The following is a 16,562-nucleotide window of genomic DNA, read 5'->3' on the forward strand; positions in this document are numbered from 1 at the left end:
AGGAGGCATCGGTACGCAACTTGGGTCGCCTGGAAAGCTTAATCCGCCCGGCCGATGGTCTGGCCGGGATGAATTGACCGGGCACCGGAGGTAATTAATCGCCGTGTCCGAAATTTGTTCCGTGGCTGCGGCCCGGCCCCAAGGTTAACGGCGAAAAAAGCATGCGCCAAGTCGTCGCGCTGTCAGCCCGTCCGTTTCAGGCCGCCTTTGGCCTCGATGAAGCCGACAATGCGGTCAAGGCCCTCGCTCTTCTTCAGATTGGTCATGACGAAGGGACGCTCGCCGCGCATGCGCCTGGCGTCGGTGTCCATCTTCTCCAGGGAGGCGCCGACATGGGGGGCGAGGTCGATCTTGTTGATGACCAGCAGGTCGGACCGGGTGATGCCGGGGCCGCCCTTGGACGGGATCTTGTCGCCGGCAGCCACGTCGATGACGTAGATGGTCAGGTCGGCCAGCTCCGGGGAAAAAGTGGCAGCGAGATTGTCGCCGCCGGACTCGATCAGCACGAGATCGAGCCCCGGAAATTTGGCGCGCATGTCCGCCACCGCGGCGAGATTCATCGAGGCATCCTCGCGGATCGCGGTGTGCGGGCAGCCGCCGGTCTCGACGCCGGCAATGCGGTCCGGCGTCAGCGAGCCCGAACGCACCAGGAACTCGGCATCCCATTTGGTGTAGATGTCGTTGGTGATCGCGGCGATGTCATAGCGCTCGCGCATGGTCTTGCAGAGCAGGTCCATCAGCGCGGTCTTGCCCGATCCGACCGGACCGCCGACGCCGACACGCAAGGGGCCGTGAGATTTAGACATGTGATTCGCTCGCTCTCGATGGTGAGGGCTGCGCCGCTCTCACGAGCGGAACAGCCGTGTATATTGTGTCTCGTGCCGCAGGCTGGCGAGGTCGGCGCGGAAGGTCGCGCTGCCGAGATCGTCCAATGTCGCACTCAGCGCACGATTCGCAGTCGAGGCCACCGCGGCTTCCAGCCTCACCAGCACGCGCTGGCTGTCGGTCTGGCCGAGCGGAATGAGGCGGCTGGCCGCGGAAATCCAGTTCGAGACGACAGCATGCAGGAAGGCGTGCAGCGTCGGCGCCAGCGGCACGCCGTGCATGGCGGCAACCACACCGACCGCGACCGGATAAACCGGTGGCGCGCGGCATGCCGCAACCATGGCATCCAGCCCATCGGCATCCCACGCGGCGCGGGCAATGTCGATGAAGGCGCGGCCCTGCGAGCTCGTCTCCAATTGCCGCTCGCGCGACGGCGCCATGGCCGCGGCGAGCTCGGCGATATCGCGCAAGGTCGCATCTTCGCCCTTCTCAGCAGCACGATAGCCATGCACCAGAAACGTCGCGTCGCAAAAGCCGGAGCCGTCGCCGAGCATTGCGTCGAGCCAGTCGGCCAGCGTGGCCGTATCGACGATGTCGCCCGCCTCGACCGCCCATTCGATGCCGCTGGAATAGGAGAAGCCGCCGACCGGGAACGCCGGCGACAGCCAGGTCATCAGCCGGTACAGCGCCGCCGCCTCGCCCTCGGCGAGGCCGCCGGCGCTGACCCGCTCATTTGTGGTCATGAGCATGCTTGTGGCCGTGGTGATGGTCGGGATGGTCGCAATGCTCGTCGTGGTGATGGTGATGATCGTGCCCATGATCATGCGCGGCATGATCATGGTGTTGGTGGTCATGAGCGTGATGATCATGGCCGTGGTGATCGTGACCATGGTCATGATGATGCCCGTGATCATGATGCGCATGATCGTCATGGCCATGCGCGTGGCCGGCATCCGCGTAGGCGCCGCCTTCGGGATCAAACGGCGCCTCGATCTCGATCACGCGCGCGCCGAGGCCCTTCACCATCGCCTCGATGACGTGATCGCGACGAATGCGCAGGGCCTTGGCCATGATCTGCGTCGGCAGATGACGGTTGCCGAGGTGCCAGCCGACGCGGATGAGGTGATGCGGATCGCGGCCGCGGATTTCCAGCAGCGGCTCGGGCGCCGCGACCACTTCGACGAGCCGGCCGTCCTCCAGCACCAGCGCATCGCCGCCACGCAGTGCGACCGCCTGTTCCAGGTCGAGCAGGAATTCGAGCCCCCGCGTTCCCGTCATCGCCATGCGGCGGCGGTGACGGTCGTCGAAATCGAGCACCACCGTATCCGCCGGCGCTTCCGTGAAGCGGTGCTGTCCCCTGACCTGCGTCGCCCGGATCATGCGCTTTTACCCCGTTACCTTGTCTCGACCTTCTCGGGCGTGATCACCTCGATCTTCGGCGGTGCCGTGAAGCACTTGACCGCCACCCGGCCGAACGTCTTCATGTGCTCCATGCCACGATGCGGCACCAGCGCTTCGGCGTTCTCCCACTGCTCGACGAACACCATCTTGGCAGGATCGGTGACGCTTTCATGCAGATCATAGGCGATATTGCCGGGCTCCTTCCGCGTCTCCTTGATGCAGGCGGTGGCGGCTGCAATGAATTCGGCGCGCGTCTCGGGCTTGATGGTCAAGGTGGCAACGACATAGATCACGAGAAATCCTCCCCGGCTTTTCTTCTGGGTTACGATACCGGGCGGGACATTAGACCAGGCGGGATCGAACGCAAAACCGTAAAAGCCGCCCCCGGGCGCTTGCCGGGGACATGCGTCGAGGCGCTATTTCAGTACATGAAATATCGCTGCGCCATCGGCAGCACCTCGGCGGGTGCGCAAGTGAGCAATTCGCCGTCGGCGCGGACCTCATAGGTCTCCGGATCGACCTCGATATTGGGCGTGGCGTCGTTGTGGATCATGCTCTTCTTCGAGATCTTGCCGCGGGTATTCTGGACCGCATAGAGCTTCTTCTCGATGCCGAGCTTTCGCGCGAGACCGCCGGTGATCGCGGCCTTCGAGGTGAACACCACGGACGATGCCGTGCGCGCCTTGCCGAAGGCGCCGAACATCGGCTGGTAATGCACCGGCTGCGGCGTCGGGATCGAGGCGTTGGGATCGCCCATCGGAGCTGCGACGATGGTGCCGCCCTTGACGATGCAATCCGGCTTGACGCCGAAGAAGGCCGGCGACCACAGCACGAGATCGGCAAGCTTGCCCTTCTCGACCGAGCCGATCAGCTTCGACACGCCGTGCGCTATCGCGGGATTGATGGTGTATTTGGCGATGTAGCGCTTGACGCGGAAATTGTCGTTGTCCTTGCCCTTGTCCTGCGGCAGTGACCCGCGCTGCTTCTTCATCTTGTCCGCGGTCTGCCAGGTCCGGATGATGACCTCGCCGAGCCGGCCCATCGCCTGCGAGTCCGACGACATCATCGAGAGCGCGCCGAGATCGTGCAAAATGTCTTCCGCAGCGATGGTCTCCTTGCGGATACGACTCTCGGCGAATGCCAGATCCTCCGCGATCGAGGGATCGAGGTGGTGGCACACCATCAGCATGTCCAGATGCTCGTCGATGGTGTTGCGCGTGAAGGGCCGGGTCGGGTTGGTCGAGGACGGCAGCACGTTCTTGAGCCCTGCGACCTTGATGATATCTGGGGCGTGACCACCGCCGGCGCCCTCGGTGTGGAAGGCATGGATGGTGCGGCCCTTGAAGGCCTTGATCGTATCCTCGACGAAGCCGGATTCGTTCAGCGTGTCGGTGTGGATCATCACCTGGATGTCGTGAGCATCGGCGACCGAGAGGCAGTTGTCGATCGCGGCCGGCGTCGTGCCCCAGTCCTCGTGCAGCTTCAGCGCGCAGGCGCCGGCCTTGATCATCTCGACCAGGGCGGCGGGCCGCGAGGCGTTGCCCTTGCCGGAGATGCCGAGATTGACCGGGAAGGCATCGAACGACTGGATCATCCGCCCCATGTGCCACGGTCCCGGCGTACAGGTGGTCGCGAAGGTGCCATGCGACGGGCCGGTGCCACCGCCCAGCATCGAGGTGACGCCAGACATCAGCGCGTGCTCGATCTGCTGCGGGCAGATGAAATGGATGTGGCTGTCGAAGCCGCCGGCGGTGAGGATCTTGCCCTCACCCGCGATCACGTCGGTGCCGGGACCGATGATGATGGTGACGCCCGGCTGGATGTCGGGATTGCCGGCCTTGCCGATCGCCGAAATCATGCCGTCCTTGATCGCGACGTCGGCCTTGACGATGCCCCAGTGGTCGACGATCAGCGCATTGGTGATGACGGTGTCGGCCGCACCCTGCTTGTTGGTGACCTGCGACTGCCCCATGCCGTCGCGGATCACCTTGCCGCCGCCGAACTTCACCTCCTCGCCATAAATGGTGAAATCCTTCTCGACCTCGATGATGAGATCGGTGTCGGCCAGCCGCACCTTGTCGCCGGTGGTCGGGCCGAACATGTCGGCATAGACGGAACGTTTCATCTTGACGGACATCACAAGCCCCGTTTGCGTTTGATTGTTTGGTGACTCACAGCAAGGCCTTCGCTGCTTTCACGGCATCATCGAATTTCGTATCGAGCCACGCATTGCCGCCGCGGCAGCCGGCCACCACCTGCTCGGCCCAATCGCTGTAGTCGGCGAGGTCGTCACGCTCTTCGGTGGTCGGATCCGTGTGAATGCGCGCGCCGATGTTGCTGATCTTGTCGGCGATCTTGATCAGCTTGGCGCCCGGCGATTTGTGGGACGCGTCCTCGATCTGCTTCTGCCGCCGCTCAGCCTTCGGCCGGCTCATGTCGTCTGTGCACTCGACGACCAGGGATGCGACACGCTCGGAGAATGTCTGCGCGAGCTCCTCGCGCGTGGTGTCGGTGTCCTCGATCGAATCATGCAGCCAGCCGGCCGCGACCAGCTCGGCATCGGCGCCGTCAGTCGCGGTCGCGAGCAGGTTCGCGACCTCGGCGAGATGATTGATGTAGGGCTCATTGTCGCGTCCCTTGCGCACCATGCCGTTATGGCGGCGCGCGGCGAGCTCGGCGGCTTCAGAGATGAGGCGGATGGGTGAGAGCATGGGAAATACCTCCGTTTCCGCCTCAACCGTGCCGCGCCGCGCTCGTTCCTGCTGAGCTCACAGCTTCCCCATCACATCACCACGAAACCCGTAGATCGTCTTCTTCCCCGCCATGGCGACGAGCTGCACGTCGCGGGTCTGGCCGGGTTCGAAGCGGACGGCAGTGCCGGCGGCGATGTCGAGGCGCATGCCGCGGGCCTTCTTGCGGTCGAATTTCAGCGCGGGGTTGGTCTCGAAGAAATGGTAGTGCGAGCCGACCTGGATCGGACGGTCGCCGGTGTTGGCGACCGTCAGCGTCACGGTCTTGCGGCCGGCATTGAGCTCGATCTCGCCGTCCTGGATGAAGAGTTCGCCGGGGATCATTCTATCCTCCTCGTCGTTCCGGGGCTCGCGCAGCGAGAAGGCCGGGATCTCGATCAACAATCTCTGGATTCCGGGTTCGCCCTGCGGGCGCCCCGGAATGACGAATTCGAATTACCTGATCGGCTCGTGCACGGTGACGAGCTTGGTGCCGTCCGGAAACGTCGCCTCGACCTGGATGTCGTGGATCATCTCGGGAATGCCCGGCATCACCTGGTCGCGGGTGAGTACCTGCGCGCCGGATTGCATCAGCTCGGCGACGGTGCGGCCGTCGCGTGCGCCTTCGAGGATGAAATCGGAGATGATGGCGATCGCCTCGGGATGGTTGAGCTTGACGCCGCGATCCAGCCGACGGCGGGCCACGATCGCCGCCATCGAGATCAGAAGCTTGTCCTTTTCGCGGGGAGACAGGTTCATGAAGAATCTCTTCCGTTCAACACGTCAATTCAGCCGGTCAGTTCAGCCAGAGTCGCGGCAGGGCCGTTCCAGTGCGCGCCAGCACGGCCATCATGTCGGCCCGCAACCGCGCCGCATCTTGGGCACAGAACCGGGCCATTGCAAAGCCATTCCACGCCGAGATTCCGACCTCGCCGGAGAATGAGTCCGAGGCCTCGCGAATGCGCTCGACCAGAGCCTCGTCACCGGGCACGATCAGCGCCGTGCCGATCGCGGCACCGCCTTTGGCGACGGCTGATCGCCCAAGTTTTGCGCCGATATTGCCGTCGAGCCTGATGGTCTCGGCAAACACCAGCCTGCCGCCACGCCGCAGCCGCCAGCGGTCGACGAACTCGCCCCGCTCCATCCGCTCGCCCATGGCGGTGCGGCCGAACACGACGATCTCGCAGAGCAGCAGCGAGGCGGCCTCATCAAGCTCGATGTCGAAGCGGCGGTGGACCCGGGCGCGATTGAACAGGATGGTCTCCTGGGGCAGCCAGGACAGATGCGCATCCGCGTCGGCCTTCAAGGAAATATTGAGCCGCGCCGCCGCTCCGGGCGCGCGATAGACCTTTTCGGCGGCCGCGGTCGTCAGCGTCAGGCGCGAGCCCTGGCCCGCCGCGATGTCGATCTCAAAACTGTCCCCGCCGGCGACGCCGCCGGCAGTGTTGACGAACACGCCGGAGAGCCCCTCGCCTTCAGGTGAGGGAAAGCGCACGCGCAGCGAGCCGGATTCATGCAAGACGCCGCGCCGCGTCACGCCGTCACGCGCATGGACGTCGAAGCGCACCGCGCCGCGGGCACGGTTTGCCTCGAAAACTCCTGACGTGACCGAAACGTCGCTGCGCATCAGCCTCCCCCAGCCGGTCGCGGCAGAACGGCTTACAGCGCCATCTGGCGGCTGATCTCGCTCGCGTCCAAATTGGCGCGATCGCAGGTGAATTTCACCGCGCCGCGGTCCATCACGGCAAAACTGTCGCCGAGTTCGCAGGCAAAGTCGAGGTATTGTTCGACCAGCACGATGGCGATGTTGCCGAGGTTGCGCAAATAGGAGATGGCGCGTCCGATGTCCTTGATGATCGAGGGCTGGATACCCTCGGTCGGCTCGTCGAGCAGCAGCAATTTCGGTCGCATCACCAGCGCGCGACCGATCGCGAGCTGTTGCTGCTGGCCCCCAGAGAGATCGCCGCCGCGCCGGCCGAGCATGGATTGCAGCACGGGGAAGAGCGAGAACACGTCGTCGGGAATGTGCTTGTCCTCGCGCTTGAGCGGACCGAAGCCGGTCTTGAGGTTTTCCTCGACCGTCAGCAGCGGGAAGATCTCGCGGCCTTGTGGCACGAAGCCGATGCCCTTGCGCGCACGCTCATAGGGCTTGAGGCCGGTGATGTCGCTGCCGTCGAGCACGATCGCGCCCGAGGAGATCGGATATTGCCCGACCATGGCACGCAAGAGCGAGGTCTTGCCGACACCGTTGCGCCCGAGCACGCAGGTCACCTTGCCCGGCTCGGCCGAGATCGAGACGCCGCGCAACGCCTGCGCCGCGCCGTAGAACAGATTGATATCCTTGACTTCAAGCATCGCTCAGCGTCCCAGATAAACTTCAATCACCCGCTCGTTGGATGAAACCTGGTCGATGGTTCCTTCGGCGAGCACCGTGCCTTCGTGCAGACAGGTGACCTTGACGCCGAGCTCGCGCACGAAGGTCATGTCGTGCTCGACCACCATCACGGTGTGGGTTTTGTTGATCTCTTTCAGCAGCTCGGCTGTCAGATGCGTCTCGACATCGGTCATCCCTGCGACGGGCTCGTCGACGAGGAGCAGTTTTGGATCCTGCGCCAGCAGCATGCCGATCTCCAGCCACTGCTTCTGGCCGTGGCTGAGGCTGCCGGCAAGGCGGTTACGGGCCTCGGTGAGACGGATCGTCTCCAGCACCTTGTCGATGCGCTCGGACTCGACCTGGCTGCCGCGCCAGAACAGCGTGCCCTTGACGCTATGGTCGACATTGAGCGCGAGCAGGAGGTTGTCCTGCACGGTCTGGCTCTCGAACACGGTCGGTTTCTGGAATTTGCGACCGATGCCGAGCTCGGCGATGCGGGTCTCGTCGAGCCGCGTCAAATCGGTGACGCCGTCGAACAGAACTGTGCCCTCGTCAGGCTTGGTCTTGCCGGTGATGATGTCCATCATCGTGGTCTTGCCGGCACCGTTCGGGCCAATGATGGCGCGCATCTCGCCGGGCTCGAGCGTCAGCGACAGATTGTTGATGGCGTGGAAGCCGTCGAACGAGACGTGCACGCCGTCGAGATAGAGCATTGCGGAGGTTGCGCGGTTGTCCATGACGTTCATTTGCGCCTACTCCGCCATCTTGGGTTCGGTGACGCCGTCTTCGGCCGCAGCGCTCGCGGCGTTGCGCTTATCTTTCGACGAGTCCCACCAGGCGTTGAAGGTGCCGACGATGCCCTTGGGCAGCAGCAGCGTCACCAGGATGAACAGCGCGCCCAGCATGAACAGCCAGTACGGCGCCAGCATGCCCGAGGTGAAAAACGTCTTGGCGTAGTTGACGACGACGGCGCCAAGCGCGGCACCGACCAGCGTGCCGCGGCCGCCGACCGCGACCCAGATCACCGCCTCGATCGAATTGCCGGGCGCGAATTCGCTTGGGTTGATGATGCCGACCTGCGGCACGTAGAGCGCGCCGGCGACCCCCGCCATGCAGGCCGAGACCGTGAACACGAACAGCTTGTAGGATTCGACGCGGTAGCCGAGGAAGCGCGTGCGCGATTCCGCATCACGCACCGCGATCAACACCTTGCCGAGCTTGGAGGAGACGATGGCGCGGCAGATCAGGAAGCCTGCGATCAGCGCCAGACAGCTCAGCGCGAACAACGCCGCGCGGGTGCCTTCCGCCTGGACGTTGAAGCCCAGGATGTCCTTGAAGTCGGTCAAGCCGTTATTGCCGCCGAAGCCGAAGTCGTTGCGGAAGAAGGCGAGCAGCAGCGCATAGGTCATCGCCTGCGTGATGATCGACAGATACACGCCGGTGACGCGGGAGCGAAAGGCAAGCCAGCCGAAGCAGAAGGCGAGCAGGCCGGGCACGACCAGCACCATCAGCGCTGCGAACCAGAACATGTCGAAGCCGTACCAGTACCAGGGCAGCTTCTGCCAGTTCAGGAACACCATGAAGTCGGGCAGGATCGGATTGCCGTAGACGCCGCGGGCGCCGATCTGCCGCATCAGGTACATCCCCATCGCGTAGCCGCCAAGCGCAAAGAACGCGCCGTGGCCGAGCGAGAGGATGCCGCAATAGCCCCAGATCAGATCGATCGCGAGCGCCAGGATCGCGTAGCAGACATATTTGCCCCAGAGCGCGACGAGATAGGTCGGCACCTGCAGGAACGAGCCCGCGGGCAGCAGCAGGTTGGAGAGCGGGATCAGGATGCCGCAAGCTGCGACGACGGCAAGGAAGATCGTCGCGCCGCGGTCCAGCGATCGCGTCAGCATGTGAGGGGTCATGCTTCCACCGCACGGCCCTTGAGCGCGAACAGTCCGCGCGGGCGCTTTTGAATGAACAGGATGATGAGAACCAGGATGGCGATCTTGCCGAGCACGGCGCCGGCGACCGGCTCCAGGAACTTGTTGGCGATGCCGAGCGTGAAGGCGCCGACCAGCGTGCCCCAGAGATTGCCGACGCCGCCGAACACCACGACCATGAAGCTGTCGATGATGTAGCTCTGGCCGAGATTGGGGCTTACATTGTCGATCTGCGACAGCGCCACGCCGGCGATGCCGGCAATGCCGGAGCCGAGCCCGAAGGTCAGCGCGTCGACGCGCGAGGTGGCGATGCCCATCGAGGCCGCCATGCGGCGGTTCTGCGTCACCGCGCGCATCTCGAGGCCGAGCGCGGTGTAGCGCAGCATCGCGAGCAGGATCGCGAACACGGCCAGCGTGAACACGAGGATCCAGAGCCGGTTATAGGTGATGGTGATCTGGCCGAGCTCGAAAGCGCCGCTCATCCAGGAGGGATTGCCGACCTCGCGGTTGGTCGGACCGAACATGGTGCGCACCGCCTGCTGCAGCACCAGCGACAGACCCCAGGTCGCGAGCAGCGTCTCCAGAGGACGCCCGTAGAGGAAACGGATGATGCTGCGCTCGATCAGCACGCCGATCGCGCCGGCGACGACAAAGGCCAGCGGCACCGCGATCAGCAGCGAATAATCGAACAGGCCGGGATAGCGGGTGCGGATCACCTCCTGCACCACGAAGGTGGTGTAGGCCCCGATCATTACCATCTCGCCATGCGCCATGTTGATCACGCCCATCACGCCAAAGGTGATGGCGAGCCCGATCGCGGCGAGCAGCAGCACCGAGCCGAGCGAGAGGCCGTACCAGGCATTCTGCACCATGGACCAGATCGCGAGCGAATTCTGGATCGAGCCGATCGCGCTCGTAGCGGCCTTGGTCACCGACGCCGGCTGGTCGCCCATGCCTGTGAGCAGGGCCAGCGCCTCCTGATCGCCGCGCCCCTTGAGGGTGGCCACCGCCTCCAGCTTCTCGACCTCGCTGGCGTCCGACTTGAACAGCAGGATGGCCGCGCGGGCGTCGCCGAGCGCAGCCTTGACGGACCTGTTGGTTTCCTTGGCGAGCGCGGCATCGACCGGCTCGAGCGCGGTCTCCTCATGCGACTTGAAGACGGATTGCGCGGCCTGCAGCCGTGTTCCGACGTCCGGCGACTGGAGCGTCAGGCTGCCGAGAGCTGCGTCGACGCTGCGGCGCAGGCGGTTGTTGAGGCGGACTGCGCTCGCGCTGTCGGGAACGCTCGCCACCGCCTGGCCGGTCGCGGCGTCGATCGACTTACCATCGGTACCGGTGACGTAAACCTTCTTGCTGTCAGGGTCGGCCATCAGGCGGCCATCCTGAAGCGCACTGATGATGGGGAAAGCCAGCGGATTGCCGCTGCTTGCGACCACGCCGATCGCCTCGTCGGTATCGGAATAATCATCGTTGGCGAATTTGGCGACCGCATCCTCGAACGGACCGGCGAGGGCCGGCAGTGCGAACGCGATCAGGAACAACGAGAGCGCAAGCGAGCAGAGGCGCGCGGACAAATGGGCTGGCACTGTGAATGACCCCGGCAGAAATGAGTGGAGAAGGCGGCGGGATCGCCGCCTTCTCCGGGCGTGCTATGGCGTGTCAGATCCGGGTCAGGAGCCCGAACCGAGGCACTTGTTGGTCTTGGTGTTGAAGTTGCCGCACTTCTTGCCGACCCAGTCGCCGACCAGGTCCTTGGAGCCGTCGAGTTCCTTCGACCAGGCATCGCCCGCGACGAGACCCGGGGTCTTCCAGACCACGTCGAACTGGCCGTTGCCCTTGATCTCGCCGATGAACACCGGCTTGGTGATGTGGTGGTTCGGCAGCATCTTCGACACGCCGCCGGTCAGGTTCTTGGCTTCGATGCCCGGGAGAGCGTCGATCACCTTGTCCGGATCGGTCGACTTCACCTTCTCGACCGCCTTGACCCACATGTCGAAGCCGATCACATGCGCTTCCATCGGATCGTTGGTCACGCGCTTCGGATTCTTGGTGTAGGCCTGCCACGCCTTGATGAACTTCTCGTTCTCCGGCGACTTGATCGACTGGAAGTAGTTCCAGGCCGCGAGATGGCCGACCAGCGGCTTGGTGTCGATGCCGGCGAGCTCTTCTTCGCCCACCGAGAACGCGACGACCGGGATGTCCTTCGCCTTGATGCCCTGGTTGCCGAGCTCCTTGTAGAAGGGAACGTTGGCGTCACCATTGATCGTCGAGACCACGGCGGTCTTCTTGCCGGCCGAGCCGAACTTCTTGATGTCGGCCACGATCGTCTGCCAGTCGGAGTGACCGAACGGCGTGTAGTTGATCATGATGTCTTCCTGGGCGACACCCTTCGACTTCAGATAGGCTTCCAGGATCTTGTTGGTGGTACGCGGATAAACGTAGTCGGTGCCCGCGAGCACCCAGCGCTTCACCTTCTCGTCCTTCATCAGGTAGTCGACGGCGGGGATTGCCTGCTGGTTCGGCGCCGCACCCGTGTAGAACACGTTGCGCTCGCTCTCCTCACCCTCGTACTGCACGGGGTAGAACAGGATGTTGTTCAGCTCCTTGAAGACGGGCAGCACCGACTTGCGCGACACCGAGGTCCAGCAGCCGAACACGACCGAGACCTTGTCCTTGGTGATCAGCTCGCGCGCCTTTTCGGCGAACAGCGGCCAGTTCGACGCGGGGTCGACGACGACGGCCTCGAGCTTCTTGCCGAGAACGCCGCCCTTCTTGTTCTGCTCGTCGATCAGGAAAAGGATGGTGTCCTTCAGCGTGGTTTCGCTGATGGCCATGGTGCCGGAAAGGGAGTGCAGCACGCCGACCTTGATGGTGTCATCCGCGGCCTTGGCGCCAGTCAATGAAGCCAGACCGAGCACCAGTCCGGCGGTCGCGGCGAGCACACCGCGGCGGCTAAATGACGCCGCTATATCGTGAGTGGATTTGCTAAACATGAGTGTCTCATCTCCCTGACGCAGACGTGAAAAACGCTGCGAAACGGCCCCACGGCCGCCTGCGATTAACGGATTCGCAAGAACCATGCCATGGACTGAGCACCCACCAACCAGTTGGTTTTGCTGACAAAATTTGCCGAAATCAAAGTGTCCCGACCTCGAACCAGCCCAAAACTTGAGCAGTCCAAATGTATGCCAAAGCGGCAGGCTGGTTATTTTCTGAGCAAAATACCCTTTCTGGCTAAATTTCCGGCATAACTATTTCTGCACCGCAACCGGCCTTTTTGGACGAGCTGCCTTGAAAGCGCCCCCTCGATGTTCCATATGAGCGGCCGAGACCTCTTGCGAATCAAGCGGTCGTCGCGAGCCGCGTGTTCTTAAGCCCTTACGGGCCTCTGGCTTGCCCCATATCTCCCAAGCCATCCGACACCCCAAACACGCAGGTGTCTTCTCGACACCCTTTTGCGTGCGCCGCGCTGAATGCGCCGGGCGTTGCGCTTTTGACATGGAAAGAACCCCTCTTTTGACTTCGTTTCAGGACTTCGGCCTCGCCGAACCCATCGCGCGCGCTCTTCAAGAAGAGAACTACGTCACCCCCACCCCCATCCAGGCCCAGACCATCCCCACGGCGCTGACCGGCCGCGACGTCGTCGGTATCGCCCAGACCGGTACCGGTAAGACCGCGTCCTTCGCGCTGCCGATCCTGCACCGCCTGCTCGAGCACCGTATCAAGCCGCAGCCCAAGACGACCCGCGTCCTGGTGTTGTCGCCGACCCGCGAGCTGTCCGGCCAGATCCTCGACAGCTTCAACGCCTATGGCCGCCACATCCGCCTGTCCTCGACGCTCGCCATCGGCGGCGTTCCGATGGGCCGCCAGGTCCGCTCGCTGATGCAGGGCGTCGAAGTGCTGGTCGCCACCCCCGGCCGCCTGCTCGACCTCGTGCAGAGCAACGGGCTGAAGCTCTCGAGCGTCGAATTCCTCGTGCTCGATGAAGCCGACCGCATGCTCGACATGGGCTTCATCAACGACATCCGCAAAATCGTCGCCAAGCTGCCGATCAAGCGGCAGACGCTGTTCTTCTCGGCCACCATGCCCAAGGACATTGCCGAGCTGGCGAACGCGATGCTGCGGGACCCCGCCCGCGTCGCGGTGACCCCGGTCTCCTCGACCGCCGAGCGCATCAATCAACGCATCGTCCAGGTCGATTTCTCCGCCAAGCCCGCCTTCCTGACCAAGCTTCTGAAGGACGAGCCGGTCAACCGCGCCCTGGTCTTCACCCGCACCAAGCACGGCGCGGACAAGGTGGTGAAGTCGCTCGAGAAGGCCGGCATCCCCGCCAGCGCCATCCACGGCAACAAGTCGCAGAACCATCGCGAACGGACGCTGGCCCAGTTCCGCTCGGGCGAGATCCGCACCCTGGTCGCCACCGACATCGCCGCCCGCGGCATCGACGTCGACGGCATCAGCCATGTCATCAATTTCGACCTGCCCAACGTGCCTGAAACCTACGTCCACCGCATCGGCCGCACCGCGCGTGCCGGCGCCGACGGCACCGCGATATCGTTGGTCGCAGGCGGCGAGGAACTCAGCTATCTCCGCGACATCGAACGGCTGATCAAGGTGGCACTGCCGCGCGAAGATCTCCGCACCGACGCCGGCCGCCGCGATGCGGGTCCTCCCGCGCCGCAGCAACGACAGGGCCGCGGAGGCCGCCCAGGCCAGCGTCCGCAAGGCGCAAGGCATGGCGATGGACGCCATGGTGACGGGCGTCGTAGCGACGAACGACATACCGACGGACGCCACCATAGCGCCGGCAAGCACGGCGAGGGACGCCCCGGTGAAGGCCGACATGGCGGCGAAGCGCGACATGCTGACGGGCGGCCCGGCAATGGCCCGAAGGCCTCAAAGGGGTCTCGTCGTCCACGCTCTGGCGGGAAGACGCATTCTTCTGCAGGCAGTCGTCCAGAACAGCGTTCCGCGCATAGCGCCGGGGCACCTGATGGGATACAAGGCGTTGCCTTTTTGCGCCGTGAGAGTCGGCCGAACGGCCAACCGAACCGCAAACCCTATTCGCACTAGCCGTCCACGACCTGGAGAAATTCATGGCTAAGGAAGAGCTGATCCAGTTCGAAGGACTGGTCACCGAAATCCTCCCCGACGCACGCTACCGCGTGCAGCTCGACGCCGGACACGAGATCGTCGCCTATACCGCCGGCAAGATGAAGAAGAACCGCATCAAGACGCTGGCAGGCGACCGCGTGACGGTGGAGATGTCGCCCTATGACCTCGAGAAGGGCCGGCTGATTTTCCGCCACAAGGACGAGCGTCCCAGCGGCGTGGGCGGACCGCCTCGCCCGGGCCAGCGCGGCGGCCAGTTCCGCCGTCGCTAGGCGCCTGAGCGCGGAAGTAAGATTCTGACTTTATGTGGATCCGCCGCGGCCATCGCGGCGGATCAAAAAATCGTGCATGTCCGGATTGTTTTGAGACCCCAATTCCGATAAAATGAATTTATCGATTTTCGGCCGGACGACATTAGCATCCACCGGTACAGCCGGTTCAGACACGCTGACGACCCTTCCAAAAATTCGATCTAACCGGCCTGCGCAAGCGGGCTCTCACATTGTGTTATCTGAGAAGGGACTACCCCCGTGAGCATGGGAACCGTGAAGTGGTTTAACGCGACCAAAGGCTTCGGCTTCATTCAGCCCGACGACGGCGGCCAGGACGTGTTCGTCCACATCAGCGCTGTGGAGCGCGCGGGCCTCGGCACGCTGCGCGAAGGTCAGAAGATCTCCTACGAGATCGTGGCCGACCGTCGTTCCGGCAAGTCGGCAGCGGACAACCTCCGCTCCGAAGGCTGAGCGTCCGGGCGTTGGGCCGATCGGCTCGCGCAAGCCAAAGAAAGCAAGAAGGCCGTGCGCAACGCACGGCCTTTTTCATTTTAGCGCCTGCTCGCGGATATCAGCACGTCGACGGCACGCCGTTGTAGGGAACGCAGGTGACCTGGCGCGGCCGCGTGTAGGACAGATCGCTCAAGGGTAGGCTCGACTTCAACACGTAGCCTACGGACGGCGTGTAAGTGTAGCTCGCCTCGCTGAGGATGAGGTAGGTCGACGGAATCAACAGCGTCGAGGGAATCATGGTGGTGACCTTGTCGCCGGCCTTGCGAGCCGAGGTCGCCAGCGTCGCTTGCGTCGCGCCGCTCGCAATGGTGCCGGCCTTGCTCCACTGGACCGTAGCAATGCTGTTGGCATCGATATAGATCTGGGAGACCGTGCCCTTCACCAGACTGGCGTCGTAGGGCATGATGACCGAGATGCTCGCCGTGAACGTATCCTTCATGTCGGCATCGGCGAGCGTCGTCGACTGCGACGTCAAATCGGACAGCGCCCGCGCGATCAATGTAACCTTGCGATCGATCGCCACGGCCGACGAGAATTCGACGGTGCCGAAGAACATCACCAGCATCAGCGGGACGATGACCGCGAATTCGGTCGCCGCGAGCGCGCGCTTGTCGGCGACGAAGTCGCGCACGGAACTACGTGCATTCCGCCAGATATTCGCAATCGCCTGCATCGGTCCGCTCGGATCCATCTGTCTCAGAAGGGTTCGTTCTTGAAGGCCGTGGTCGCCACCATCAGCCGTTTGTTGCTGCACCCGATATTGTAACCGAGGCCGGTGACGATGAGCGGCCATTGATAGAACAGCCGCACCACGACCACCTGGCCGGAGGTCCCGGCACTGTACTGCATGCCGGTCGGGGTGAAATTGCAGGAATCGCCGTAGTTCGTCAGGCTTAGCGACCCGAAGGAGCTGGTGCTCACGACGTCGACGTAGAGCTTGCTGCAATCAAACAGCGCCGGGATCTGCGTGCACACATAGGCCTTGAACGTCGTCTGGTCGCACGCCATGACCACGCCGGGCGTGGTCTGACAGGCCGCCACCGACCCGCCCTGCGCTTGCGCCTGGCCGGTCAGAATCGCGCGCGCGGAATTTTGCGTGATGGTCTCGAGCACCTGGCTCGCGAGGAACATGAGCGCCGTTTCGATGATGGCGAACAGCAGCGCGAAGAACATCGGTGCGACCAGGGCGAACTCGACGGCCGCGGAACCGCGGCGGTTGCCGCAAAACCGGCCCAGCGCTTTCCGGAGTGTGAATCTCGAAGGTGCAGGCGATGGCATCGCGTCAAATTCCCCAGCAACGGGCGATCAACTGTCCCGTTCAATAGCGGAAACTGATTGTTTAAGTGTTTCAGGCGATCCGCAGCCCGCGGACCGCGCCATTAAGAACGCGTTAACCAGCCGCGAT

General features: G+C 63.7%; 19 protein-coding genes. 3 read left to right on the top strand and 16 right to left on the bottom strand.

What is annotated here, in order from left to right:
- Positions 1-182 precede the first annotated feature (182 nt).
- The 14 genes from ureG to urtA form a co-directional block, all read right to left on the bottom strand.
- Positions 183-806 carry an urease accessory protein UreG gene (gene ureG, locus GGD66_RS35790; RefSeq protein WP_018318761.1) on the bottom strand — a complete coding sequence of 208 codons (624 nt, stop codon included), beginning with the start codon at positions 804-806 and terminating at the stop codon, positions 183-185.
- 39 nt (positions 807-845) lie between these two features.
- Complete coding sequence (locus GGD66_RS35795; RefSeq protein WP_183261457.1) at positions 846-1,574, bottom strand: urease accessory protein UreF; 729 nt, start codon at positions 1,572-1,574, stop codon at positions 846-848.
- Positions 1,555-2,205, bottom strand: a complete 651-nt coding sequence (locus GGD66_RS35800; RefSeq protein WP_018318763.1) for an urease accessory protein UreE — start codon at positions 2,203-2,205, stop codon at positions 1,555-1,557. Before GGD66_RS35800 ends, GGD66_RS35795 begins: the two co-directional genes overlap by 20 nt.
- A gap of 14 nt (positions 2,206-2,219) precedes the next feature.
- Entirely contained in the window at positions 2,220-2,519 is a 300-nt protein-coding gene (locus GGD66_RS35805) for a putative quinol monooxygenase (protein WP_018318764.1), read from the bottom strand.
- A 128-nt stretch (positions 2,520-2,647) separates the two neighbouring features.
- Positions 2,648-4,363, bottom strand: coding sequence for an urease subunit alpha (gene ureC / locus GGD66_RS35810; protein WP_183261402.1), 1,716 nt, complete (start codon positions 4,361-4,363; stop codon positions 2,648-2,650).
- A 34-nt stretch (positions 4,364-4,397) separates the two neighbouring features.
- On the bottom strand, positions 4,398-4,937 hold the full coding sequence (locus GGD66_RS35815) for an HD domain-containing protein (RefSeq protein ID WP_183261404.1): 540 nt from the start codon (positions 4,935-4,937) through the stop codon (positions 4,398-4,400).
- A 57-nt stretch (positions 4,938-4,994) separates the two neighbouring features.
- Positions 4,995-5,300 carry an urease subunit beta gene (locus GGD66_RS35820; protein ID WP_026202067.1) on the bottom strand — a complete coding sequence of 102 codons (306 nt, stop codon included), beginning with the start codon at positions 5,298-5,300 and terminating at the stop codon, positions 4,995-4,997.
- 111 nt (positions 5,301-5,411) lie between these two features.
- Entirely contained in the window at positions 5,412-5,714 is a 303-nt protein-coding gene (locus GGD66_RS35825) for an urease subunit gamma (protein WP_007605424.1), read from the bottom strand.
- Between the two features lie 37 nt (positions 5,715-5,751).
- On the bottom strand, positions 5,752-6,582 hold the full coding sequence (locus GGD66_RS35830) for an urease accessory protein UreD (RefSeq protein ID WP_183231188.1): 831 nt from the start codon (positions 6,580-6,582) through the stop codon (positions 5,752-5,754).
- Positions 6,583-6,614: 32 nt separating this feature from the next.
- Positions 6,615-7,310, bottom strand: coding sequence for an urea ABC transporter ATP-binding subunit UrtE (gene urtE / locus GGD66_RS35835; protein WP_018318770.1), 696 nt, complete (start codon positions 7,308-7,310; stop codon positions 6,615-6,617).
- A gap of 3 nt (positions 7,311-7,313) precedes the next feature.
- On the bottom strand, positions 7,314-8,075 hold the full coding sequence (gene urtD / locus GGD66_RS35840; RefSeq protein WP_183261405.1) for an urea ABC transporter ATP-binding protein UrtD: 762 nt from the start codon (positions 8,073-8,075) through the stop codon (positions 7,314-7,316).
- 6 nt (positions 8,076-8,081) lie between these two features.
- A complete protein-coding gene (urtC, locus tag GGD66_RS35845; protein WP_018318772.1) occupies positions 8,082-9,242 on the bottom strand; it encodes an urea ABC transporter permease subunit UrtC in 1,161 nt (386 codons plus the stop codon).
- The gene (urtB, locus tag GGD66_RS35850) at positions 9,239-10,846 is read right to left on the bottom strand and encodes an urea ABC transporter permease subunit UrtB (RefSeq protein ID WP_092254384.1); all 1,608 of its coding nucleotides are present in this window, start codon (positions 10,844-10,846) and stop codon (positions 9,239-9,241) included. The genes urtC and urtB overlap by 4 nt, the downstream gene beginning before the upstream one ends.
- Positions 10,847-10,930: 84 nt before the next feature.
- Positions 10,931-12,253, bottom strand: coding sequence for an urea ABC transporter substrate-binding protein (gene urtA / locus GGD66_RS35855; protein WP_026202068.1), 1,323 nt, complete (start codon positions 12,251-12,253; stop codon positions 10,931-10,933).
- Positions 12,254-12,758: 505 nt separating this feature from the next.
- Between urtA and GGD66_RS35860 the strand changes: the two genes are divergently transcribed.
- From GGD66_RS35860 to GGD66_RS35870, 3 genes are all read left to right on the top strand, one after another.
- Entirely contained in the window at positions 12,759-14,333 is a 1,575-nt protein-coding gene (locus GGD66_RS35860; protein ID WP_183261407.1) for a DEAD/DEAH box helicase, read from the top strand.
- 23 nt (positions 14,334-14,356) lie between these two features.
- Positions 14,357-14,644 carry a translation initiation factor IF-1 gene (gene infA / locus GGD66_RS35865; RefSeq protein ID WP_008131890.1) on the top strand — a complete coding sequence of 96 codons (288 nt, stop codon included), beginning with the start codon at positions 14,357-14,359 and terminating at the stop codon, positions 14,642-14,644.
- A gap of 258 nt (positions 14,645-14,902) precedes the next feature.
- Positions 14,903-15,115 carry a cold-shock protein gene (locus tag GGD66_RS35870; RefSeq protein ID WP_018318776.1) on the top strand — a complete coding sequence of 71 codons (213 nt, stop codon included), beginning with the start codon at positions 14,903-14,905 and terminating at the stop codon, positions 15,113-15,115.
- A 100-nt stretch (positions 15,116-15,215) separates the two neighbouring features.
- On the opposite strand, the gene GGD66_RS35875 is transcribed toward GGD66_RS35870, so the two are convergent.
- On the bottom strand, positions 15,216-15,830 hold the full coding sequence (locus GGD66_RS35875) for a TadE/TadG family type IV pilus assembly protein (protein WP_183261409.1): 615 nt from the start codon (positions 15,828-15,830) through the stop codon (positions 15,216-15,218).
- Positions 15,831-15,853: 23 nt separating this feature from the next.
- Complete coding sequence (locus GGD66_RS35880; RefSeq protein ID WP_183261411.1) at positions 15,854-16,435, bottom strand: TadE/TadG family type IV pilus assembly protein; 582 nt, start codon at positions 16,433-16,435, stop codon at positions 15,854-15,856.
- Positions 16,436-16,562: the final 127 nt, after the last annotated feature.

Origin of the sequence: Bradyrhizobium sp. CIR48 (genome assembly GCF_014198315.1) — a bacterium.
Lineage (GTDB): Bacteria > Pseudomonadota > Alphaproteobacteria > Rhizobiales > Xanthobacteraceae > Bradyrhizobium.